At 37.5% G+C, this 24,417-nt stretch carries 22 protein-coding genes; 20 read left to right on the forward strand and 2 right to left on the reverse strand.

What is annotated here, in order from left to right; all coding sequences use genetic code 11:
• Positions 1–367: 367 nt before the first annotated feature.
• The 4 genes from AA0017_RS02085 to AA0017_RS02100 all read left to right on the forward strand — a co-directional run bounded on the left by AA0017_RS02085 (position 368) and on the right by AA0017_RS02100 (position 4,790).
• Positions 368–1,510, forward strand: coding sequence for a cysteine desulfurase family protein (locus AA0017_RS02085; protein ID WP_413379060.1), 1,143 nt, complete (start codon positions 368–370; stop codon positions 1,508–1,510).
• 81 nt (positions 1,511–1,591) lie between these two features.
• Entirely contained in the window at positions 1,592–2,803 is a 1,212-nt protein-coding gene (thiI, locus tag AA0017_RS02090; protein ID WP_413379062.1) for a tRNA uracil 4-sulfurtransferase ThiI, read from the forward strand.
• A 93-nt stretch (positions 2,804–2,896) separates the two neighbouring features.
• Entirely contained in the window at positions 2,897–3,097 is a 201-nt protein-coding gene (locus AA0017_RS02095; protein WP_003324417.1) for an alpha/beta-type small acid-soluble spore protein, read from the forward strand.
• A gap of 112 nt (positions 3,098–3,209) precedes the next feature.
• Positions 3,210–4,790, forward strand: a complete 1,581-nt coding sequence (locus AA0017_RS02100) for an amidohydrolase (protein ID WP_413379064.1) — start codon at positions 3,210–3,212, stop codon at positions 4,788–4,790.
• A gap of 56 nt (positions 4,791–4,846) precedes the next feature.
• Here the strand turns inward: AA0017_RS02100 and AA0017_RS02105 are convergent, their stop codons facing one another.
• Positions 4,847–5,644: an NAD kinase gene (locus AA0017_RS02105; protein ID WP_413379066.1), complete on the reverse strand. Its 798-nt coding sequence runs from the start codon at positions 5,642–5,644 to the stop codon at positions 4,847–4,849.
• A gap of 156 nt (positions 5,645–5,800) precedes the next feature.
• On the opposite strand from AA0017_RS02105, the gene sppA reads away from it, so the two are divergent.
• From sppA to ald, 14 genes are all read left to right on the forward strand, one after another.
• Complete coding sequence (gene sppA / locus AA0017_RS02110) at positions 5,801–6,799, forward strand: signal peptide peptidase SppA (RefSeq protein WP_413379068.1); 999 nt, start codon at positions 5,801–5,803, stop codon at positions 6,797–6,799.
• Positions 6,800–6,811: 12 nt separating this feature from the next.
• The gene (locus tag AA0017_RS02115; RefSeq protein WP_413379070.1) at positions 6,812–7,426 is read left to right on the forward strand and encodes an RDD family protein; all 615 of its coding nucleotides are present in this window, start codon (positions 6,812–6,814) and stop codon (positions 7,424–7,426) included.
• A 98-nt stretch (positions 7,427–7,524) separates the two neighbouring features.
• A complete protein-coding gene (locus tag AA0017_RS02120) occupies positions 7,525–8,187 on the forward strand; it encodes a DUF2953 domain-containing protein (RefSeq protein WP_413379072.1) in 663 nt (220 codons plus the stop codon).
• A 23-nt stretch (positions 8,188–8,210) separates the two neighbouring features.
• Positions 8,211–8,660: a GerW family sporulation protein gene (gene ytfJ, locus AA0017_RS02125; protein WP_413379074.1), complete on the forward strand. Its 450-nt coding sequence runs from the start codon at positions 8,211–8,213 to the stop codon at positions 8,658–8,660.
• A 1,222-nt stretch (positions 8,661–9,882) separates the two neighbouring features.
• On the forward strand, positions 9,883–10,878 hold the full coding sequence (locus tag AA0017_RS02130) for a class I SAM-dependent methyltransferase (RefSeq protein ID WP_413379076.1): 996 nt from the start codon (positions 9,883–9,885) through the stop codon (positions 10,876–10,878).
• A gap of 987 nt (positions 10,879–11,865) precedes the next feature.
• Positions 11,866–13,053: an acetate kinase gene (locus AA0017_RS02135; RefSeq protein WP_413379078.1), complete on the forward strand. Its 1,188-nt coding sequence runs from the start codon at positions 11,866–11,868 to the stop codon at positions 13,051–13,053.
• Between the two features lie 145 nt (positions 13,054–13,198).
• A complete protein-coding gene (locus AA0017_RS02140; protein ID WP_413379080.1) occupies positions 13,199–14,068 on the forward strand; it encodes a CMP-binding protein in 870 nt (289 codons plus the stop codon).
• A gap of 40 nt (positions 14,069–14,108) precedes the next feature.
• Positions 14,109–14,948 (forward strand): EcsC family protein, encoded by an 840-nt coding sequence (locus AA0017_RS02145; protein WP_413379081.1) that lies wholly within the window; start codon positions 14,109–14,111, stop codon positions 14,946–14,948.
• 367 nt (positions 14,949–15,315) lie between these two features.
• Entirely contained in the window at positions 15,316–16,527 is a 1,212-nt protein-coding gene (locus AA0017_RS02150; RefSeq protein WP_413379083.1) for an argininosuccinate synthase, read from the forward strand.
• Positions 16,524–17,903 (forward strand): argininosuccinate lyase, encoded by a 1,380-nt coding sequence (gene argH / locus AA0017_RS02155; protein ID WP_413379085.1) that lies wholly within the window; start codon positions 16,524–16,526, stop codon positions 17,901–17,903. Before AA0017_RS02150 ends, argH begins: the two co-directional genes overlap by 4 nt.
• A gap of 260 nt (positions 17,904–18,163) precedes the next feature.
• A complete protein-coding gene (locus tag AA0017_RS02160) occupies positions 18,164–18,307 on the forward strand; it encodes a hypothetical protein (protein WP_413379087.1) in 144 nt (47 codons plus the stop codon).
• 1,350 nt (positions 18,308–19,657) lie between these two features.
• Positions 19,658–20,422 carry an SDR family oxidoreductase gene (locus AA0017_RS02165; RefSeq protein WP_413379089.1) on the forward strand — a complete coding sequence of 255 codons (765 nt, stop codon included), beginning with the start codon at positions 19,658–19,660 and terminating at the stop codon, positions 20,420–20,422.
• Between the two features lie 54 nt (positions 20,423–20,476).
• A complete protein-coding gene (locus AA0017_RS02170) occupies positions 20,477–20,878 on the forward strand; it encodes a hypothetical protein (RefSeq protein ID WP_413379091.1) in 402 nt (133 codons plus the stop codon).
• Complete coding sequence (gene ald, locus AA0017_RS02175; RefSeq protein WP_413379093.1) at positions 20,879–21,997, forward strand: alanine dehydrogenase; 1,119 nt, start codon at positions 20,879–20,881, stop codon at positions 21,995–21,997.
• A 68-nt stretch (positions 21,998–22,065) separates the two neighbouring features.
• Here the strand turns inward: ald and AA0017_RS02180 are convergent, their stop codons facing one another.
• Entirely contained in the window at positions 22,066–23,166 is a 1,101-nt protein-coding gene (locus AA0017_RS02180; protein WP_413379095.1) for a M24 family metallopeptidase, read from the reverse strand.
• A gap of 140 nt (positions 23,167–23,306) precedes the next feature.
• On the opposite strand from AA0017_RS02180, the gene AA0017_RS02185 reads away from it, so the two are divergent.
• Together AA0017_RS02185 and AA0017_RS02190 are read left to right on the forward strand one after the other, a co-directional pair.
• Positions 23,307–23,990 carry a metal-dependent hydrolase gene (locus tag AA0017_RS02185; RefSeq protein ID WP_413379097.1) on the forward strand — a complete coding sequence of 228 codons (684 nt, stop codon included), beginning with the start codon at positions 23,307–23,309 and terminating at the stop codon, positions 23,988–23,990.
• Positions 23,991–24,087: 97 nt separating this feature from the next.
• Positions 24,088–24,333, forward strand: a complete 246-nt coding sequence (locus AA0017_RS02190; protein ID WP_413379099.1) for a hypothetical protein — start codon at positions 24,088–24,090, stop codon at positions 24,331–24,333.
• Positions 24,334–24,417 lie beyond the last annotated feature (84 nt).

The following is a 24,417-nucleotide window of genomic DNA, read 5'->3' on the forward strand; positions in this document are numbered from 1 at the left end:
AATCATAGAAGTTCGCTCATAATATTTGTAAAATAGTTTTTCTTGACCTGTTGATTTTCTGAATAGGAAAAGAAATTTAGCATGTATTTAAAAATATTTCCATTCTCTTTTAGAGATATTAAATAACAGGAATAATCAAAAAAATTAAAAAAGTCAAAACCTAAAATACCAATATTCGAAATGAACAACGTCAAATATCTTAACATACTTTAAAGGGCGATTGGAACTAGGAATGATAAGTCGCAATATTCATTCAATATTTCTCAGGTAATAAAAAAGCGGTTCTTATATTGTTATTTCAACATTTTATGCTAACATATAGTGATGCAATCTTTTAATTGTCATATGGGGAGTGGATTCAATAACGATGATTTACTTCGATAATAGTGCAACGACAAGACCTTTAGATGAGGTCATTCAAACATATATAAAAGTATCTAAAGACTTTTTTGGAAATCCTTCTTCTTTGCATACATTAGGGATGGAAGCTCAAGTTTTATTAGATAAAGCTCGAAAAATACTTGCTGAACAATTGCAAGTTAAGACAAAAGAAATTGTTTTCACATCAGGTGGGACAGAGGGAAATAACTTAGCGATAAAAGGAACGGCGTTCGCGAGAAAAAATAGAGGTGGTCATTTTATTACCTCAATGGTTGAACATGCGGCAAGTTATGAAACGTTTCTAGAGTTGGAAAGACAAGGTTATGAAGTGACCTATTTAGGTGTCGATAATAACGGGCAAATCTCATTAGATGATTTAGAAAAGGCGATTCGTCCTGATACGATTTTAATATCTTTGATTCATGTTAACAATGAAACGGGTGCCATACAACCAATTGAAGCTGTTTCTAACTTATTGGAGCATTACCCACATGTACGTTTTCATGTCGATCATGTCCAGGGCGCACATAAAGTTCCATTAAATCTTGCCAATTTAAGAATCGATTTTTGTACGATGTCTGCTCATAAATTCCATGGTTTAAAAGGGACAGGGTTACTGTATGTAAAAGAAGGAAATCGATTAGGACCACTGTTACACGGTGGTGAACAAGAGTTGAAATTAAGAGCTGGAACCGAGAACGTTGCCGGGGTTGTGGCGATGGCTAAAGCCTATCGTCTTGAAAAAGAAAAGAGTGCAGTCGGAAACCAAAAGCTGACAAAATTAAAGGAAAAGCTTATTAACGGTTTAGAAATGATTGATAAAGTAAGGATAAATACAGATGCTGAATCTTCAGCTCCACATATTATTAATTTTTCGGTTGGGTATATCAAGCCAGAGGTCCTTATTCAATCTCTATCCAAAGAAAAAATTTATGTCTCAACGAAATCAGCTTGTTCTTCAAAATTATCGGAGCCGAGTCGAATTTTGGTGGCACAAGGGTTAAATGAAAAGGAAGCGAGTAGTGGAATTCGTATTAGTTTTTCTTATGAAAATAGAGAAGAAGAAGTCGATATCGTTTTATCTCACTTACACAAAATCATCCCTGATCTGTTAAAAGTACATGGTTAAATGTTGTGGTTGATTGGGAGATTAAAAATTATAGTTAGATGCAAGGAATAATGAAGAACGATTAAAAGTGGAGGATTTTAAATGGAATATAATCATATATTAGTTCGTTACGGTGAGCTTGCTTTAAAAGGGAAAAACCGGACGTACTTTGAAAAGCAATTGCAGCAAAATATGAAATATGCGTTAAAGCCATTTCCGGAGACGAAAGTGAAAAGAACATTTGGTCGTATCATCGTTGAATTAAATGGACATGATTATGAGCCTGTGGTGGCTAAACTACAAAATGTTTTTGGAATTCATTCGATGAGTTTAGCTGTTAAGGTTGAAAATGAATTAGATAAAATAAAAAATGCGGCTCTACATTTATTTAATGAAAGTGCTAAAGAAAAGACAATTCATACATTTAAAATTTCAGCAAGAAGAGCCTACAAACCATTTCCGATTGGTTCACAGGAATTAAATAATCATCTTGGTGGACATATTTTATCCAATACAGATGATATAAAAGTAGATGTTCATCACCCTGATTTAGATATTCGTGTTGAAGTGCGCGAAACAGCTACCTATATTACATCAGGTGTTTATGAAGGAGCAGGGGGGTTACCTGTTGGAACGGGCGGTAAGGTTCTTTTAATGTTATCAGGTGGAATCGATAGCCCAGTTGCAGGGTATCTCATTTTAAAGCGTGGGGCAAAGCTAGAGGCCATTCACTTTCATAGCCCACCATATACAAATGAACGGGCGAAACAAAAGGTCATGGATTTAGCGAAAACGTTAACGAAGTATGGTGCAAGTATTAAACTTCATTTAGTTCCTTTTACTGATGTTCAAAAGTACTTATATAAAGAAGCTCCAAGTCATTTTCAAATGACGTTAATGCGTCGGGTCATGCTTCGTATTAGTGAAAAAATAGCGAATGAAAGAGGAATTTTAGCATTAGCAACGGGTGAAAGTTTAGGACAAGTGGCTAGTCAAACGTTACACAGTATGAATACGATTAATGAAGTGACGAACTTACCGATTATTCGTCCGCTTGTCACAATGGATAAATTAGAGGTTATTGATATTGCTCATAAAATTGATACGTACGAAACTTCGATATTACCTTACGAAGATTGTTGTACGATTTTCTTACCGTCTGATTCGAAAACAAGACCAAGAAGAGATCAAGCTCATAAATATGAAAGCTATTTAGATATTGAGCATTATGTGAATGATGCGGTTGAGCGAACAGAAACAATCAACATTTCTGCAAAAGAAGAAGTTCAAAATCAAATAGATGAGTTGTTTTAAAGAATTATTTTTCTCATAAAAATTACCATATTTATTTTTGTATGTTTCTTACCTCCAACGCACATTCTATAGTTACAGAAGGAGGTGAGAGACATGGCAAACAGCAACTCTAACCAACTTGTCGTACCAGGTGTACAACAAGCACTTGACCAAATGAAATACGAAATCGCTTCAGAATTTGGGGTTCAATTAGGACCTGACTCTACATCGCGTGCGAATGGTTCTGTAGGCGGCGAGATTACAAAACGTCTAGTTCAAATGGCAGAGCAACAATTTGGCGGATATCAAAAATAATTAAATGAAACTGGCTTAAAGAGAGTAGGAAACTACTCTCTTTATTTAATTTGTGTAAAAAGTTAAAATGAGAAGAAATAATGAACTTTAAACACATTGGAGATGAGATCAAGTGGGGACTTTATGGATAAATGCAACCTTTTATACAATGGAAAGTGAAGGAGAATCTATTGAAGCCATTTTTGTAAAAGATGGTCTGATAAAAGCAGTTGGTTTGAAAGAGCAGTTATTACATAGATATAAACAAGAAATAACAGAAACAATTGATTTAGAAGGTGCTTTTGTTTATCCGGGATTCGTTGATAGTCATTTACATATGATTGGTCACGGAGAAAAGTTGTTACGGCTAGATTTATCAGAGGTATATTCCTCGAATGAAATGTATGAATTATTAAAAAAACAAGCAAACCGTGATGATAAGTGGATTATTGGTGATGGATGGAATGAAAATAATTTTGTTGAACGCAAAATCTTCCACTGTTCAGAGCTTGATTTAATTTCGAATGAAAAGCCAATGATTTTATCGAGGGTTTGTCGCCATGCGGCCTTAGTGAACAGTAAGGCATTAGAATTAGCTGGGATAACAAAAGACACGCCAAATCCAGATGGTGGTGTGATCGTCAAGGATATTCAAGGCCAACCTACTGGACTATTGTTGGATGAAGCAGTTGAATTGGTGAAGCGGGTGATGCCAAATGTGCAAATGCTTTATATCGAAAAAGCGTTAAGACTTGCAGTTGATGATATGTTAGCTCACGGTTTGGTTGGAGGACACACTGAGGATTTAGCTTATTACGGAGATCCACTTGGGACGCTATCTGTTTTTGAACAAGTTATTGAACAGGGAGAGCAAAAATTTAGAGCACACTTACTTGTGAATCATAAAGCCGTTGAACAAGTAGGAGCAATAAATTTAAGAAGAGAAGGACGTTATGTGGAAACTGGTGCTTTAAAAATTTTTGCTGATGGAGCTCTTGGTGGCCGAACAGCGTTATTATCTCACCCTTATACAGACGACCCTAGCACATCAGGTGTCGCAATTCATACACAGGAACAATTAAATGACTTAGTGAAACTTGCAAGAGAAAATAATATGAACGTAGCTATACATGTCATTGGTGATGGAGCCTTAGAAATGACCTTGAATGCAATCGAGGCATTCCCAGCGACAAGTGGACGTGATCGATTAATACATGTTCAGGTCGCACGTAAAGACTTACGTGAACGAATGAAAAAACTACCTGTAATCCTAGATGTTCAACCTCGTTTTGTTGCCTCTGACTTCCCGTGGGTACAAGAGCGCTTGGGGATGGAACGATTAAAGGAATCATTTGCTTGGAAAACATTATTGAATGACGGTCTCGCATGTGCGGGTGGCTCAGATGCCCCGATTGAACCTGTTGACCCATTATTAGGAATTCATGCCGCCATAACGCGTAGAAAACCAGAAGAAGGACATCAAGGCTATAACCCAAATGAACGTTTGACCCCATTTGAAGCGGTCCAACTCTTTACAACCGGAAGTGCGTACGCCATTAATCGAGAAAATTTTTTTGGAAAGCTGAGAGAAGGATATGTAGCAGATATGACTGTGTTATCAAAGGACCTTTTTCAAATTGAACCAGATGAAATTTTGAAAGCAGAAGTATTAAAAACGATTGTAGATGGACAGATAATGTATTCGAAAGAGTAGATGTCTACTCTTTCGCCAAAAGACCTTGCTTATGTATAGCTACAAGGTCTTTTTCCTCATAAAAATTTTCGTTGGACCCGATCCCAGAAGGAGTTGTTATCGAGTTTTAATACTTTAATATAGCGGTTTGCGAGTTGTAAATGGACTTGTTTTACTTGAGGAAATGCCAATGCTTCATTATCGATGCCGATAACGGGATGTTCATTTCCAGTTTGTACAATTTTTAAAGTGAGACTACGATCAGAACCTAAAATAAAAGAAGTACCTAATGTTCGATATTCACTATTATTTAAAGAAGAAATTTCACTTATTTGCATGGATGGTAACTTTGGATCAATTACCGCCCCACCTACTGATTTATTGTAAGCTGTACTTCCAGTAGGGGTTGAAACGATCATGCCATCACCACGAAACGTCTCAAAATATTGATCGTCAATAATAACATCCATTACAAATGTTTTAATAACACTTGAACGAATCGTACATTCATTTAAACAGTAAAAAGGATCTTTTTGGTCAATATTCACTTTTAAAACAGGGTATCGCCTTACTTTTAATTGTTCTTCCTTCATTGCCATCATTAACGGTTCAAGTTGGTCTAGGGTAAAGTCAGTATAAAAACCTAAATCATCTGTATTTACACCAATATAAATACAATCGTTACGAAAACCGGTTTTTCTGACAGCTTGTAAAAAGGTATTATCTCCACCGACACTTAAAATAAAGTTTGCTTCAAAGGGAGTGGAGGTCGGAATAAAGCCATGCTCATTTAAACGCTTCTTAAGTGGTTCGGATAATTGGAGCATTGTTTCCGTTTTCTTAGAAAATAGGTAATACTTATTTTGGTCAGACATATTTGATCATCCCTTCAGTAATGAATTCAAAATTAGTGATTATGATCTTTTTAATATCTTGGTTACTTATGTTATCATAACCATTGATTAGGAAAAAGAACCCAGTTACATTTGGCAAAAAAAGTTCAAAAATTAAAAAGAGAAAAGAGGCATTTTATGAATGGGAAAAGGTGGATGGCTTTAGGAGCTGTCGTCGTTTTAGTAGGAGTCGCTATTTTTATGAATTTTCTATCGTTTGCACAAAGTGCGTTACAAGAATTTCAAGGTGCTAGTTCTGTAACGGGTGGCCATGAGGAAATAGTAGAAGTCGGTACGGCATCAGGAAAAATTGTTGTGATTGAATTAGATGGAGTCATTCAAGATACAGGTGGAAATCCTAGTTTTTTTGCTGTGGATGGCTATAATCACGAAAAGTTTTTGGAGCAAATGGATACGGCGGCTAAGGATTCTGCTGTTAAGGGAATCATTCTTGATGTAAATACTCCAGGTGGAGGAGTGGTAGAAAGTGCGGAAATATATGAACGAATTTTAAAAATTCAAGATGAGTATGAAAAGCCAGTTTACATATCGATGGGGAATATGGCCGCTTCAGGTGGTTATTATATTGCTGCCCCTGCTAACAAAATTTACGCTAATAACCAAACAATTACGGGATCGATCGGGGTTATTATGGAATCGATTAATATTGCGGGTTTAGCTGAGCAATTTGGAATTGAAGTTAATACGATTAAAAGTGGCGAGTTTAAAGATATCATGTCCTCTACTCGTGAAATGACAGATGAAGAACGTGAGATTTTACAATCCATTATTGATGAATCGTTTGATGAATTTGTTCGTATCATCGCAGAAGGTAGGGACATGAGTGAACAGGAAGTGCGCGAAATCGCGGATGGGCGTATTTATACAGGAAAACAAGCATTTGAACTCGGTTTAGTTGATGAATTAGGAAATTTAGAAACGGTGATAGCCGGGTTGAAAGAAGAGCTCGGTCAAGATTATACGGTAGTAAAATATAGTCACACAACACAGCTTTCTGATTTGTTGAGAATTGCTGCTCCTAAAGTGAGTTTAAATCCAGAACATGAAGCGGCTGCTATGTTACAGTTTTTACAAGAACAACGCACTCCAACTTTGAAGTACTTATATGCTGAATAAGGGGTGAAAGTGATGAACAGTGAACAAGTAGTGGGAATGAAAAAAAGAGGTCGAGCCATTCATGTTAACCAAAAGGCGAAATTAGCTTATTATGATAGAAAAGAGGCCGTTCTAGGGAAAGTGGGAGGAACGAATTCTTTAGTAGTAGAAGACCAAAATATAGGGCTACATGACCAACGAGAAGAGAAACAAACAACCGCCACTGTGCGTTATGCCGGATTTTGGATGCGACTTTGGGCCTTTTTGCTTGATATGGTTGTGTTATTCTCGATAAATAGTATTATTATTCGACCAATATTAAGAATAAATGAGATTGGAATATCAACTGTATTCACTTTTACACTTGAGACTCTTGCGGTTGCAGTGAGCTTTTTTCTTTACTTTGCTTTTCTAACCAAATATGTGGGACAAACATTAGGAAAAATGGTATTTGGATTAAGAGTGGTCAGTGGAAATGAGGAAAGGTTAACGTGGACACAAGTTATCTTTAGAGAAGGAATAGGAAGATTGATACATCAAATTTTCTTTTGGACAAAACTCATTTATTTAGTCGTTGCCTTTTCTCCAAACAAACAAGGAATTCATGATATGGTCGCTGATACATACGTCATTCATGAAAAGGAATAATGATTTCAACCTAGCCAAAAAATTGGTTAGGTTTATTTTTGTTAAAAGAGGAAAACATAGGATCAATTACAAGTGGTAATGGATAAAGGGAGATTATGATGATTTGGTGGATTATAGCTGGAGTTTTATTTTTGTTTTGTGTGCTCATTTTTTTGGCAAAAATAACGATAGATTGTCATTATCAACATCAAATAGATGATGATTTATTAACAATTCAAGTAAAGTTATGGGCGATTCATATTTATACTTTTTCTTCTCCTGTTATAAAAATTGATCCGAAAACATTGAGTGTTACACTGGAAGAGAAGAATGAAACCCCACTAGGGATAACGGATAAAAAGCAAAGATTTACGATTGGGTGGCTTAAAAAAGAGATTAAAAAATCGCAAAGGTTTTTACAACAGGTAACTGGATTTTATAAAATCGTTCAACGTTTTATGAAGAAGGTAAAAATAAAAAAATTAGAGTGGCACTCTCAAGTCGGGGTTGATGATGCTGTTTTGACTGCTCAACTTGCTGGGACATTATGGACGTTAAAAGGTGTAGTCATTGGTTTTGTTTCAAACTTCTTTACGCTTGTTCATTATCCACGAATTCAGGTTGATCCTATTTATCAAGGAATGATGACAAAAACGAATTTTTCATGCATGTTCTCATTTCGAATCGGACAAGCTATCATTGCAGGACTTTTGATCGTCAAACATTGGCACAAAACAAAAAAGGCTGACCAACAAGGAAACGCAATGGATCAGTCAATGTAAGTAAATAAAAGGAGGGAAAAGTCATGTCAGATCATCCAATTCAAGGATTAATGAAAACCGCAATGGAAAACTTAAAAGAAATGGTTGATGTCAATACAATCATCGGAGATCCGGTTGAAACACCAGATGGTAGTGTCATTTTACCTGTATCAAAAGTGGGCTTTGGTTTTGCAGCAGGAGGTAGTGAATTTTCCGTAGATAGCCATCATTCAAATGACGAGCACTCACATCCTTTTGGAGGAGGTAGTGGAGGCGGAGTTTCTATTACGCCTATGGCCTTTTTAATTGTGAATAGTTCAGGTGTTAAAATGGTTCATTTAGACAATAGTACTCATCTTTATGAGCGCTTATTAGATTTTGCTCCACAAGTGGTCGAGAAGATCCAACAAATGATTTATCATGACAAAAAGGATGAACATCACGACCACCATAATCACTACGACAATAATTATCGTCAGCAGCCTCCTTTGTAGTTGGAAGCTAGGGATAGCTAGTGGAACTTTCATCAAGCGTAGAATCGAAATTAAATAGGACAGAAACGAGGGCCTTTATTTCAGAATGATGAGATAAAGGTTCTTTTCTTTAATTACTCAACTTTCGCAGCGTATGATTGACCCTTAACCGTTGATAGAGATTGATTTTAGGGCGATACAATACTCAAATTGATTTTACATGGACGGTTCAATCGTTGACAGTCGAACACATCTCTTAGTAGGCTGTTGAAGGAAACTGTTCACTAAAATGAAGCGCTTAGGCTGTCGCTTAGGCCCTCCGGCGGTCGCTCCCAAACAGACACTCCGCGTCCTTGCCGAGAACCTCATGAGCCTCCTCAGCGTTTCACGCTTGCGGGGTCTCATTGGACGGTTTATTCCTGCGGGAGTCTCCGTGTCTGTTTGTCCGCTAGATCATGGAATCGAATCTAGGTTCGGTTTTCTTATTGAATAAAAAAACAGTCATTACTTCAAAGGACATTAGCTTAAGAATGATTTTTCTCCTTCCATGACTCATTCCGTTACAGTTGTAAACAGATCCGTGTGGATGCTCTGTACGTTAGCTAGATGATCGAGCTTGTTTCGATTGGAATCCTGTCTTTTCATGACGGCAGACTTAGGAAAAAATAGGTGGGCAACTACCTATTTAGTTCCATAACCAACAAAGGGAAGAAGAAGGTCCTTCTGCGTTAGAAATAGCTGATTTGGAAAGAGCATATCATCAAGCATCTCCACTACATTTAGCGGACAAAACCATACGGAGACTCCCGCAGGAATAAACCGTGGAGCGAGACCCCGCAAGGCTTGCCGAGGAGGCTCGCCAGGTTCCTGCAGGACGCGGAGTATGGTTTTGGGAGCGACCGCCGGAGAGCCTATTATTTTTTTACTGCACAGTTTATCCGTTTGGTGTGATAGTGCGTTCTCGCTTTTCAAACGTGTCAAGGGCATTTGTTTAAGAGCTTCCCTTTCGCTCTGCCAACTAGTTGAACGGATTTTCTCGATGCGAAAGTTGAGTTAATTATATAAAGACAGTCCGTTCATTGTTTGATTCATCTTAAAGAAAATAAGCTAAATTTCTTTTTTTTGTTTTCTCTTTTAGGTAAGATGGTTAGAATGAGGAGATAAAACAATAAAGGGCATATTGAAACGACAGCAGTTAAATAGATGTCATCATTATAGAGAGAAGAAAAACGGAGGAGTTTTTATGCTAGAGCAAGAAAAAAGTTTAGAGAGTTTATTTCAATATTTTGATCGGAGTGCAGAGCTAGTAAGTGAAGAAAAGGAGCTATTGTATTTAGATTCGTTGGCACTTATTGCCGACCAATTATTTAAAGGCGAAATGATTGAAACAAAAAATGATATTGAAAAGAAAAAACTTCAAACGATATTTGAACAAATCGATTTGGACAAGCTTGATAAAGAGGTTGTCCGGAAAACATTTCAATTAACTGTATTAAAAGGGATGAAGGGAGCTGTTCAACCGCATCATTCCTTAACACCTGATGCGGTTAGTTTGTTTATGAGTTACTTAATAAATAAAGTGTCAGTTGATTTAAAGAAAGACTTTTTGATAACAGATTTGGCTTTAGGAACAGGGAATCTATTATCGGCTGTTTTAAATCAATCGCCAAAACCAGCTAAAGCAATCGGTTTTGAAGCTGATGAAACTTTATTGAACTTAGCTTTTGTTAGCGCAAATTTACAACAGAATGAAGTAGAACTTTTTCACCAAGATAGCATTCAACCTTTACCTAATTTAAAAACGGATGTTGTAGTTACTGATTTGCCGGTTGGGTATTACCCGAATGATGAAGTCGCCAATGAGTACGAGCTAAAGGCACCAGAAGGCCATTCATTCATACACCACCTTATGATAGAACAAGCGATTAAGCAAACGAGAGATGGTGGTTACTTATTCTTTTTAGTACCAAACTTTTTATTTAATAGTGAGCAATCTGAAAAGTTGCATAAATTTTTGAAAGAAAAAAGCATTATTTTAGGTTTGTTACAGTTGCCAAAGTCAATGTTCAAATCTGAACAACAGGCAAAGAGTATATTAATGTTGCAGAAAAAAGGAGAAGGGGTTACTCAAGTTCAGCAAGCCTTATTAGCAGAGCTGCCTTCATTTTCTAAAGCTGAAGCGTTAGCTGATATGATTAAACAAATTGATCGTTGGTTCAAACAGCAATTAGGAAAATAATAATGTAGTTATGTTAATTTAGGAATATTAGGTAATTTAAAATTGCGTTTGTTGAGATTAAGAGTAAGCCCGGAATATAAAATAAACTCTGTCAACGAGAAAGAGGAGAACCGATCGCTCCCGGGATGGGGGCGCGCTTTCCGCAGGCGGGCGTGGAACTAACCGGCTAGGCCGGTGGATTTCCACCTGCCCTTTCCTCCTGCAGGAGTTGGCCCCCATCCTGTCCGCTTGAGCATTTTTTCTGGCGTGAGACCCATTTTCCACTTCTCATCGTAAGCGATCATAAATAACCATTCATCATGATATTTTTCAGATGGATGGTTATTTTTGTTTGAATTTTACGGGATCAAGGCATCTAGACATTCAATTATTTCTGCTTTTGATAGATATCGGGGTTTGGTGTGTCCGTCAGAACTTTACGAGGTATTGACTTAAATCAATGCCCTTGGCTCTGACTCTTTTGGCTCTTGAAGAGGTAACCTTCTAGAAGAGAGCGAATTTCTAGTGGAGAGAGATTCCGCTTTGTTTTTCATCTTTCGTCCATGGGACCCGGCCTTGATCAAGATATAAACTTTTATAGCGTTCTTTTCTTCTCCCATCTAGAAAGGACCAAAACGGAGCGAGCGGGTGCAGCTGGCGGAGTAATCCAAATTATCCAAACGGATTCTAATTAACAGTCCTTTTTTATTTGTCCCCCATTCCCTTTAGGACCTTTTTGGTATGATGCCCGGTTATAAGGATTCACCTGATGTGCTGTTATTTTACAAGAAGTAGGGAATGATGGAATTGTATAACGTTTACAGAAAGCGTTATCAAGTCAGAAAATAAAGAATTTAAGAGATATACAGAGAGAAAGGGACAATCCCCTTGAAAAACAGGGTACAGAATGCTTAAATGTATAAGGGAAAGATTTTTTTAGGTTAAAAGTTGAGAAGAACAATTGACTTCTCACTTACACGTATAAAAGCTAAAGGAGCTGTTTATAAAATGGCAAAAATTATCGCGATTAACGCTGGAAGTTCTTCGTTAAAGTTTCAGCTACTAAATATGCCCGAAGAAACGGTTTTAACTAAAGGAATTGTGGAAAGAATCGGAATGAATGATTCTATATTCGCAATTGAAGTAAATGGTGAAAAAGTAAAAGAAATAAGTGACATTGTCGACCATGAAGTAGCTGTTAAGATTTTATTAGAAAAATTAACAGGTCAAGGAATTATTGATTCATTAGACGAAATTGAAGGAATCGGACACCGTGTCGTTCACGGTGGCGAGAAGTTTAATGATTCTGTTTTAATTACAGACGAAGTTCTACAAGGAATTGAAGCTGTTTCGGAATTAGCACCTTTACACAATCCAGCGAACATTATCGGAATTAAAGCTTTCCATAGTGTGTTACCAAATGTTCCAGCTGTAGCTGTATTTGATACAGCGTTCCACCAAACAATGCCTGAAAGTTCTTATTTGTATAGCTTACCTTATGAGTATTATGAAAAATACGGCATTCGTAAATATGGTTTCCACGGAACGTCTCATAAGTATGTGACAGAAAGAGCTTCTGAGTTATTAGATCGACCAGTTGAACAGCTTCGTTTAATCTCTTGTCACCTTGGAAACGGAGCAAGTATTGCAGCTATTGACGGTGGTAAATCGATTGATACTTCAATGGGTTTCACACCACTTGCTGGTGTAACAATGGGAACTCGTTCTGGTGACGTTGACCCGGCCTTAATTCCTTATATCATGGAAAAAACGGGTAAAGATGCATACGAAGTCATCAACGTATTAAACAAAGAAAGTGGGATGCTTGGAGTAACTGGTTTCTCAAGTGACCTACGTGATATTGAAAGTGAAGCGGAAGCAGGAAATGAACGCGCTGAACTTGCTTTAGAAGTATTCACTTCAAGAATTCATAAATACATTGGTTCGTATGCGGCAAGTATGAAAGGCGTAGATGCGATTATTTTCACAGCTGGAATCGGTGAAAACAGTGACGTCATTCGCGAACGTGTATTAGAAGGCTTAGAGTATATGGGCGTTTATTGGGATCCATCTTTAAATAAGGTACGTGGAAAAGAAGCGTTCTTAAACTATCCTCATTCCCCAGTAAAAGTAATCATTATTCCAACAAATGAAGAAGTAATGATTGCACGTGATACGGTTCGTTTAAGTCAATAATAGGAAGAAAAGCATGGCCCGAGTGGGTTATGCTTTTTTCTCTTTTTAAGTGTGAGTTAATGCAATTAAGCGGACAATTCGATATGATGAGTATACATACCTTTGCATATAATAGATTAAGTAAAGGTAAAGGGGAGTCGGTTGTATGAGTTCATTGCTGCAAAAAAACGAAGGAGAAAAAGTGGTTGGATTTTTTTTCGTTCGGGAAAAGGAAATTAAACAAGCGGTTAATGGAAGTGAATATGGTTCATTTATGTTGGAGAGGCATTTAGAAAAGGTTCCAGCAAAAATGTGGGATATTGGGGAAGAGTTAAAGAAGAGCGTACAGAAAAAATCGATTGTTAAAATAGAAGCTATTGTGACCAGTTATCGAAATAAAAAAGAGTTAAGTATCCAAAAAATGCGGTTAACAACAGAAGAAGATCAAATTAACGTGACGGAATTGCTCACAAAAGAAGGGTTATCAAGAGAAACTCTTTGGTTAGAATTAAGGATGTATATGGATGAAATTCAATCGATTAGCTTAAAAAAGATTGTGACAACGATATTTGGTAAACGTCCTTATCGTGAAAAAATAACAACGTATCCTGCCTCAAAACAATTTCATCATGCTTATTATGCTGGGCAATTAGAGCATCTTGTTGAGCTATGTCAAAGTGCCACACAGCTTTTTCCACTTTACCCGAAAATTAACCGTGACGTCATTTTGGCAACATGTATGCTACATAATATTGGCGTGATTAAAATGTTAGATGATCCACTTGCACCAAGTGTGACAAAAGAAGGTGAACTTTTAGGTCAAGTGATTTTAAGTTATGAGCTTATTTATGAAGCGATTTTGGAGGCAGGAATTGATAGGCAGGATCACGAATTATTGTTATTAAAGCACTGTGTCATTAGTCAATATGGTCCATTAGAAAACGGCTGGGGTAGTGCGGCTTCACCTCAGACAAACGAGGCGATCTTTTTTCATCACTTAAAAGAATTAAATTCTAAGGTACAGTCTTCTTTGTAAAGTGAGTAAATTTTTGATGTTGAGAAGAGTAGGTGAATAGATGGTTAATATAAAAAGAGAGCAAAAAAGATTAGAAGAAATTTTACAATGGGAAGTTGATTATTTTCAACTGAATCGTAAGGGGAAAGGCGAACGAATTGCTACGTCAAGGCCAATTTTCAAATTCAATGAAATGAAGATCGACCCGAAATATTTACGTCAACTAGATTCAATTTTTATTCAATTACAGTCCTTTCTTCAGAACAACCAAAGTGAAAAAGAATTAGTTCAGAAAATATTTCGGTATGCACGGTTGTTTAATCCGGAAATTGAACATGTGGAAGATATGCAAACACTATCGATTGATCAATTACACTATTTATCAGAACAATTTATGGCTAAGCAAAGATTGTTATCTGTTGGTCAAGGGAGTGTCACAGGCTTAGGAGGTTTTGTTTTATTAAGTATTGATCTTCCTTTGTTAGCGGCTATTCATTTAAGAACTATCCAGCAGCTTGCGACGATTTATGGATACGATACAAAGAAACCACTTGAACAAGTGATTGCTTTAAAAGTTTATTATTTGTCGACTTTACCAAGACCTTATCAGCAGGAGGTTTGGGACGCCTTATTTGAAGAAATCACTTATTATGATGAAGAGCATATTTTCTTTGAAGGGGAAGATAAAGTATTTGAAGCTGCTTGGTGTGGTCAATTAATTAGACAAGTTGGAAAGAACATACTCATTTCAGTACTAAGGAAAAAATGGATTCAAGGGGTCCCCTTGCTTGGTGTGGCCGTTGGAGCAGGGATGAACTATCAACTAACAAAGCAAGTAACCGATGTGGCGGAGCACTTTTATCAAAAACGATTGCTCTTATCCCGGTTGGAAGGGCAATAATGAAAAGAAGGGAGAATATACGATTCTTCCTTTTTTTTTATGCAGAAAAAATCATTGTCATTTTTCGGGAAGTTGATTGTTTTAATGAATTCATATGTTAAGTACAGCATAGAGAAGAATTGTCATTCAGTGGAGAAATGGGAATGATTAGACCAAAATAACTAATAAAAAGATACCAAAATTTATTTCAAAAAACTTTTCAAATACCTATTGCCAAAATGGGAGTTCATTGTTAAAGTATGTATATTAATAAATGTTGATTTGAATTTTATGCAAAGATATAAAGAGCCTTTTTAGCTCTTTTCTTTTGAAAATGAATGTATAAAAATAATAATGAGAGTATTAATATTCAATGGAGGGAACGATTATGAATAAAAAGAAGGTTGTTTTAGCTTATTCTGGGGGATTAGATACATCCGTTGCTATTAAGTGGTTATCAGATAAAGGGTATGATGTCATTGCAGTTGGTTTAGATGTTGGGGAAGGAAAAGATTTAGACTTTGTTAAACAAAAAGCTTTGGATGTTGGGGCAATTGAATCTTATTCAATCGATGCAAAGAAAGAATTCGCTGAAGATTTTGTTTTACCAGCTCTACAAGCTCACACGATGTATGAAGAAAAATATCCACTAGTATCCGCTTTATCACGTCCATTAATTTCTAAAAAGTTAGTGGAAATTGCTGAACAAACGGGTGCTTTAGCAGTTGCACACGGTTGTACGGGTAAAGGGAATGATCAAGTTCGTTTTGAGGTTTCGATTCAAGCATTAAATCCAAACCTTGAAGTATTAGCTCCTGTTCGTGAATGGGCATGGTCGCGTGATGAAGAAATCGCCTACGCAAAGAAAAATAACATCCCGATTCCGATTGATTTAGATAATCCATACTCAGTGGATCAAAATCTTTGGGGACGTGCGAATGAGTGTGGCGTGCTAGAAGACCCGTGGGCAACTCCACCAGAAGGTGCGTATGAATTAACGAATTCATTAGAAAACACTCCTGATCAAGCAGACATTATTGAAATTGAGTTTGAACAAGGAGTTCCAGTTGCAGTAAACGGTGTGAAATATCAATTGGATCAATTAATTTTATATTTAAATGATTTAGCGGGGAAGCATGGCGTTGGACGTATCGATCATGTTGAAAACCGCCTCGTTGGCATTAAGTCTCGTGAGGTATACGAGTGCCCTGGAGCGATGACATTAATTAAAGCTCATAAAGAGTTGGAGGATATCACTTTAACAAAAGAAGTCGCTCATTTTAAACCAGTTGTGGCTAAAAAACTGACTGAACTTATTTATGATGGCTTATGGTTCTCGCCATTACAGCCAGCTCTTCAAGCGTTTTTAAAAGAAACACAAAAGTCGGTTACAGGTGTTGTACGTGTGAAACTATTTAAAGGTCATGCAATTGTTGAGGGGCGTAAATCACCATATTCTTTATATGATGAGAAGCTAGCTACTTATTCAACGGATGATGAGTTTGATCATAGTGCAGCTATTGGATTCATTTCTCTTTGGGGCTTAACAACAAAAGTCCATAGTATGGTGAACAAAGAGAAAAAGGAGGTAACACTGTGACAAAACTTTGGGGGGGACGCTTCACTAAAACAGCAGAGGAGTGGGTTGACGCATTTGGTGCGTCAATCGGCTTCGACCAGAAGTTAGTTGATGAGGATATCGAAGGCAGTCTTGCTCATGTTACGATGTTAGGGAAGTGTAAGATTCTACCTAATGATGAAGTAGATTTGATTAAAGGTGGGCTATTAACTTTACGTGAAAAAGCGAAGGCTGGACAATTAGAATTTTCAGTCCAAAATGAAGATATTCACTTAAATTTAGAAAAATTATTAATTGATGAAATTGGTCCTGTTGGCGGGAAGCTGCATACTGGCAGAAGTCGAAATGACCAAGTAGCTACTGATATGCATTTATATTTGCGTAATCAAACAACAGAGATTATGATGGCTGTTAAAAAACTTCAAGAAGCTCTTGTTAAACAAGCATCGGAACATGTAGAAACGATGATTCCTGGTTATACCCATTTACAACGTGCCCAGCCTGTTTCTTTTGCTCATCACCTTTTAGCTTATTTTTGGATGCTTGAGCGTGACTATGGTCGTTTAGAAGATAGTCAAAAGCGTCTAAACATCTCGCCACTTGGTGCAGGGGCTCTTGCTGGGACAACTTTTCCAATTGATCGTCATTATTCAGCAGAACTACTTGGATTTGAAGGCATTTATGAAAATAGTATTGATGCGGTAAGTGACCGTGATTTTATTATCGAATTTCTTGCGTCGTCATCCACATTAATGATGCACTTGTCACGTCTTTGTGAAGAGTTGATTTTATGGTCTTCACAAGAGTTTCAATTTATTGAAATGGATGATGCATTTGCAACCGGAAGTAGCATTATGCCGCAAAAGAAAAACCCTGATATGGCTGAATTAATTCGTGGAAAAACAGGACGAGTATACGGAAATTTATTCTCGTTATTGACGACTCTCAAAGGTTTGCCTCTTGCTTATAATAAGGACATGCAAGAAGATAAAGAGGGAATGTTTGATACGGTTGAAACGGTCAAAGGTTCTTTGCTAATTTTTGCCGGTATGATCGAAACTATGTCTGTTCGTCATGAAACAATGGAAAAGGCCGTTAATCAAGATTTCTCAAATGCAACAGAACTCGCGGATTATTTAGCAACGAAAGGAATGCCTTTCCGACAAGCACATGAAGTCGTTGGAAAACTCGTATTAGTCGCGATTCAAAAAGGAGTATTTTTGCTTGATTTGCCATTTACGGACTATGTGGAAGCGAGCCAATTGTTTGAAGAAGATATTTTTGATGTTCTTCAACCTAAAAACGTTGTAGCAAGACGAAATAGTGCAGGTGGTACAGGTTTTGAACAAGTGAAAATTGCCTTACTTAAAGCGGAAGAGCTTTTGAATAAGGCTTAGTAGTGAACCGAAATTTTGAAATGAAAAGGTGGATGTAAAGGGAAATCCTTTATGTTCACCTTTTTTAGGTGATGTAGGGATGCCAGAAACTTACTCACCTAAATTCAGGGCTTAGTAAGATATCATTATAATAGTTCAGTTCACCTGATTCAAAGAGCTCTTTTATTAAAAAATTACCAATATCCTCCTTGAGAAAAGAAAAGTAAATCTTCATTGTTAGGACATATTAAACAAGATTACTTAAAAAGGAGAGGTTGATTATGAAGGAACATAAATTATCAAATTTAACTTATGAGGAGCAAGGAGAAAGTATTGTACATGAACAAGTGATGCAAGGTTATCTACAATATGGACCACATAATGAATCAATTAAACAAGAAGAAGAAACACCAAAAACCAAATGATAAATGGAGGTTGTTCAAAAGTCCTCGGACTGATGGGCAACTTTTTTCTATTTTCTTAAGATCTATAAATAATAACTCAACTTTCGCAGCGTATGATTGACCCTTAACCGTTGATAGGGACTGATTTTAGGGCGATACCATACTCAAATTGTCTTTACATGAACCGTTCAATCGTTGACAGTCTGAACACATCTCTTCGTAGGCTGTTGAAGGAAACTGTTCACTAAAATTAAGTGCTTCGGCTGTCGCGACCAAACAGATACTCCGCGTCCTTGCCGAGAACCTCATGAGCCTCCTCGGTACACCTGTGGGGTCTCGCTCCACGGTTTATTCGAAGCCACTGAAAAAGTTCTGTTAGTTACAATAGGGTTGGATGATTTGGCTTACTCCGCCAGCTGCATACCCTACGCGTTCCGCGGGTGAACCGGGAGCCTCCTCACTCATCGCTGCGGGGTCTCCCGTGTTTCACTTCTCCCGCAGGAGTCTCCGGGTATTCCGCTGGCTCCGTTTTGGTCAAAGAAAAGCCAGCTGAGCCATAATAGATCATCTAATGAATCACCTAATTATTTGAGATTCTTCCCCGGTAAAGGTGAGAATAAGACTTTTTCAGTAAGCTCGGTTTATTCCTGCGGGAGTCTCCGTATGGTTTTGTCCGCTAAGTGTAGGGGAGATGATTGATGATAGGGCTCTTTCCAAATCAGCTATTTCTAACGCAGAAGGACCTTCTTCTTCCCTTTGTTAGTTATGGAACTAAAGAGGTAGTTGCCACTATTTAGTTCCTAAGTCTGCCGTCATGAAAAGACAGGATTCCAATCGAAACAAGCTCGATCATCTAGCTAACGTACAGAGCATCCACACTGATTGGTTTACAACTGTAACGGAATTAATCATTGAAGGAGAAAAAATCATTCTCAAGCTAATGTCCTTTGAAGTCATGACTGTTTTTTTATTTAACGAGAAAACCGAACGTATATTCGATTCCATTATCTAGCGGACAAACAGACACGGAGACTCCCGCAGGAATAAACCGTCCAATGAGACCCCGCAAGCGTGCTGAGGAGGCTCATGAGGTTCCTGCAGGATGCGGAGTGTCTGTTTGGGAGCGACCGTCGGAGGAGCTATTATTGTGTGATAGTGCGTTCTCGCTTTTCAAACGTGTCAAGGGCATTTGTTTAAGAGCTTCCCTTTCGCTCGGCCAACTCGTTGAACGGATTTTCTCGATGCGAAAGTTGAGTAATAATTTACGAACAATAGCGGTGAGTTATATAGTTTTCGCTCTTATTTTTTTACAATCTTTCTGGCAAGTAGTATGATCATAAGAAAACGATAACTATTGAGCGGGAGGTTATTATGAGGAGACATGCTTTTATAACAGCTGGAACAAAAGGGCTTGGTTACCAAGTGACGAATGCTTTATTAAGTAGAGGCTATTCTGTGACAATCACATATCATAAGGATAAGGAAGCGATTAATAAAATTAAAGAAACGTGGTCTAGTGAGACTGAACGAATTCAATTTATTCAAGTGGATGTCACTAAAAAGAAAGACCTTGATAAAGCGATTGAACAAACTTTTGAGCGTTTTGGCAGAATCGATATCCTCATCAATAACGCAGGACCGTATATATTTGAGCGGAAAAAGCTAGTCGATTATAGGGAAGATGAATGGTATAACATGATTGAAGGTAATTTGAGTGCGGTCTTTCATTTATTTCGTAAAGTGATCCCTATTATGAGAAAGCAAAAATTTGGTCGTATAATCACTTACGGTTTTCAAGAAGCGAATCATGCACCAGGATGGAAGTACCGGTCGGCATATGCGGCTGCAAAGGTAGGCGTCGTTTCCTTAATGAAAACTGTTTCAATTGAAGAAGCAGAAAATGGTATTACGGTAAACATGGTGAATCCAGGAAACATTTTAGGTGATATGAAAGAAGCTTCCATTCAAGAAGCAAGAACAGAACAAAAAAATGGGAATACACCGATTGGTCGGTCTGCAACAGGAGAAGACATTGCACGAACGGTTCTTTTCCTCTGTGATGAAAATGCTGATATGGTCACTGGAAGTGTTATTGATGTTACCGGTGGTGTTGATGTGATAAATAGGGAAAGATAAATGAATAGATATGCTGAATTTGTATCATCTTAAAAGTTAGAGGTGATCATTAAAATGGCTAGAAAAATTGCGTTTATTCTTTTTAGTTGCTTATTGCTTTTTATAGGAGCTCAGATGGCAGATGCCAGAGTGTCTGGGACAGAGCTTATGACGGCTTATTCCATTAGGATATCAATTCTTAATGATGGTGACGAATATGAATGGGAATACGATAGTCCTAATCATTATGAATATGAGGAAGGGAATTATGTCATAAAAGGCAAAAAAGCCAAAAAAGAAGTAGACTCAATTGTTCAGCTGCTTCACCTTCACCCAAAAGCAAAGATGGAAGAAATGGTAGAAGCGTTACAAAAACGTTATAAACAGTTGGAGAAAGTAGATATTCGTTTTATGTCTGAGGAGAGTAAGCTGTTTACGTGGACATGGAATTCCCAATTGGAGAAGGAGCTAAAATAAATGAAAATTGGAGTACCAAAGGAAATTAAAAATAATGAAAATCGTGTGGCGATGACTCCTGCCGGGGTTCATGCTTTAAAACAAGCAGGACATGAAATATATATCGAAACAAGTGCAGGTGACGGGAGTGGTTTTACCGACGATCAATATGTAGAGGCGGGAGCTTCGGTTGTTAATACCGCGAAGGAAGCATGGTCTTTTGATATGGTAATGAAGGTGAAGGAGCCGATTGCTGAGGAGTACAAGTATTTTAAAGAAGGGCTTATTCTTTTTACGTATTTGCATCTTGCGCCTGAGCTTGAATTAACAAAAGCACTTGTCGAAAATAAAGTCGTTGGGATTGCCTATGAAACGGTGCAATTACCTAATGGCAGTCTTCCTTTATTAACGCCGATGAGTGAGGTTGCTGGACGAATGGCAGCCCAAATTGGAGCACAGTTTTTAGAAAAATCAAAAGGTGGTAAAGGGATTTTACTTTCAGGAATTCCTGGGGTTGAACGAGCACGAGTGACCGTTGTGGGTGGGGGTGTTGTTGGGACGAACGCCGCCAAAATTGCGATGGGGCTTGGAGCAGAGGTGACATTGCTTGATTTAAATCCTGAACGACTTCGCCAGCTCGATGATTTATATGGCCGTCAAATTCAGACGTTAATGTCAAACCCATTCCATATTGATGAGGCAGTGAGACGTTCAGATTTAGTGATAGGTGCCGTCTTGATTCCAGGAGCTAAAGCACCTCGATTAGTGAAAGAGGAGACAGTTAGTGGGATGGAGCCAGGCTCCGTTATTGTCGATGTTGCGATTGACCAAGGAGGAATATTTGAAACCGTTGATCGGGTTACAACCCATGATAATCCGACTTATTTAAAGCATGATGTTGTTCATTATGCGGTTGCCAACATGCCTGGAGCGGTTCCAAGAACATCAACAATGGGTTTGACAAATGTGACGATTCCTTATGCTTTACAGCTTGCGAATAAAGGTTATAAACAAGCGTGTTTAGATAATGAAGCCTTATTAAAGGGAATTAATACTTTAGATGGTCACGTCACATACAAAGCGGTTGCTGAGGCTCAAAACTTAGAGTATGTCGATGCACGTACCCATTTAAATTCATAATAAAAAAAGCTATTTCAAATTCGTCTTGTCACGACTTGAAATAGCTTTTTAAATGAGGGACATGGACCTTATTTAATAATTTGTAATTCTTTCGGATAGTTGGTTAAACATTTTGGACCAGACTCTTCAACAAAAATGTCATCCTCAATTCTCACACCACCTACATGAGGGACATAAATACCTGGTTCGATTGTATAGACCATTCCTTCTTGCAATTGCATCGTATTTGTCGCATTTAATGACGGCCATTCATGGACTTCCGTACCTAAACCATGCCCGATTCGATGTGGGAAATAATCACCATACCCTGCGTCTGTGATGATGGAACGAGCGGCCTCATCGATTTGGCCTAGTGGTTTGCCAATGACTGACGATTCAATCGCTTGGAGTTGAGCTTTAAGCACAGTCGCATAAATTTCTTGTTGTTTATCTGATACATGGTCAAAAGCGACTGTTCTTGTAATGTCTGAGCAATATCCTTCATACACAACACCGAGATCAAATAAAACGAAATCACCAGGCTTAACCTCATTTATTCCAGGTTTTCCGTGAGGATTTGCTGAATTTGCTCCTGTTAAGACAAGTGTGTTAAATGACATTTCCGTGACGCCTTTTTTCTTTAACTCAAACTCAATCTTGGCAATGATTTCAATTTCTGTTCGTCCTGCCTGAATGGCTGATACTCCAACTTCAACACCGAAATCAGCTAGCTTTGCTGCTTCTTGTAATATAGATTTTTCTTCTTGTGACTTAATTAAACGTGATTGTAGCAATGTTTCTTCAATGTTTTGTAGGAGCGTATTTTCACCTAAACGAATGAGTGCTTGTGAACGTTCATAAGAAAGTAAACTTGGTTCAATCGCCATTTTTTTAGTACCGATCTTGTTATTATGTAAATAAGAAGAGAGCAATTCCCACGGGTTTTCGGTATCGCTATAGCCAATGAGTTCACCTTGCCACCCTGTTGATAAGATTAGGCTTCTTTCCATATGTGGGGCAACAAGTACAGGTTCTGCCGTTGGAGTGACAATGAGGCTAACAAGACGTTCATGAGGTTCGCAGCGAAATCCGGTTAAATAAAATAAATTTGCTTTTCCTTGAATAAAGGCAAAATCGATTTTTTCCTGTTTTAAATAATTTTGAACATATTGAATTCTTTTATTATACATAAATGATCGTCCTTCCTCATTTTAATCAAAATTAATGATGTAAATTAAATCTACCATGAATGGCAAATGACTTAAAGTTTAGAATCAGATAAAATGGGAATGAAGGACGAAGATACCATTAAAAAAGGAGATGAATAATCATGAAAGTTAGTTATCATGGACACTCTGTTGTAATGATCGAAACAAAAGGGAAAAAAATTATTATTGACCCTTTTATTTCTGGGAATGGAAATACCGATTTGAATGTGGACAATCTTGTTGTTGATGTCATTTTACTTACACATGGACATGATGATCATGTAGGAGACACAGTAGAACTAGCCAAAAAACATGACGCCTTAGTTGTCGCTCCTTTTGAATTGGCTACTTATTTAAGCTGGCAAGGTGTCCAAACACATCCGATGCATTTAGGTGGTGCCCATACGTTTGAATTTGGGACTGTCAAATTTACGGAAGCGTTTCATGGCTCGTCTTATGTGATTGAGGAAACGAAGGAAATTATTTATACAGGTATGCCTGCTGGAATTTTATTTACTGCAGAAGGAAAAACGATATATCATGCTGGTGACACAGGTTTATTTGGAGATATGAAAATGATTGGAGAAAGAAATACGATTGATATAGCTTTTTTACCAATCGGTGATAACTTTACGATGGGACCAGAAGATGCGGCAACAGCGGCTGATTGGGTTCGGGCCAAAAAAGTCGTCCCGATTCATTACAATACTTTCCCACTTATTGAACAAGATGGAGAAGCTTTTGCAAATTCTTTATCAGGTGGACAAGGTTTATATTTAAAGGTAGGACAATCAACTGAATTTTAAAAATAAGAAAAGATGGCCGAGCGATTTAAAATCAAATAGCTTGGTCTTTTTTTGTTTTTTATTTCATAGTTTTTATAAGAAAGGGAGGTTAATGGATATGAAACAACGATATTTTATTTCCATTTTAATCGCAGCTATTTTGCTTTTGTATAGCTTTGACTATTTTTCATTACAGGCTACAGGTTTGGAATTAATCTTTTTTGCTTGTTGGCTGTTGTTTGTTTCATTTGTGATCATTGGGAATATTATTGGGCTGTTATATAAGAAAAATCAATCTGTTTCGGTAAGGCGAAGTGGGCAAAGGTCTGAAGAATGGAGAAGTAAGCGTCAATATGGAAGATAAGCTTGATACACCACTCTAACAGAAGTATAATAAGACTAATACAGATTGAAATATATAAGAAGACGATGAAAGAGTGGTGGCTCT

It is taken from the genome of Alkalihalobacillus phoenicis (assembly GCF_047302405.1).
GTDB lineage: Bacteria > Bacillota > Bacilli > Bacillales > Bacillaceae_D > Alkalihalobacillus.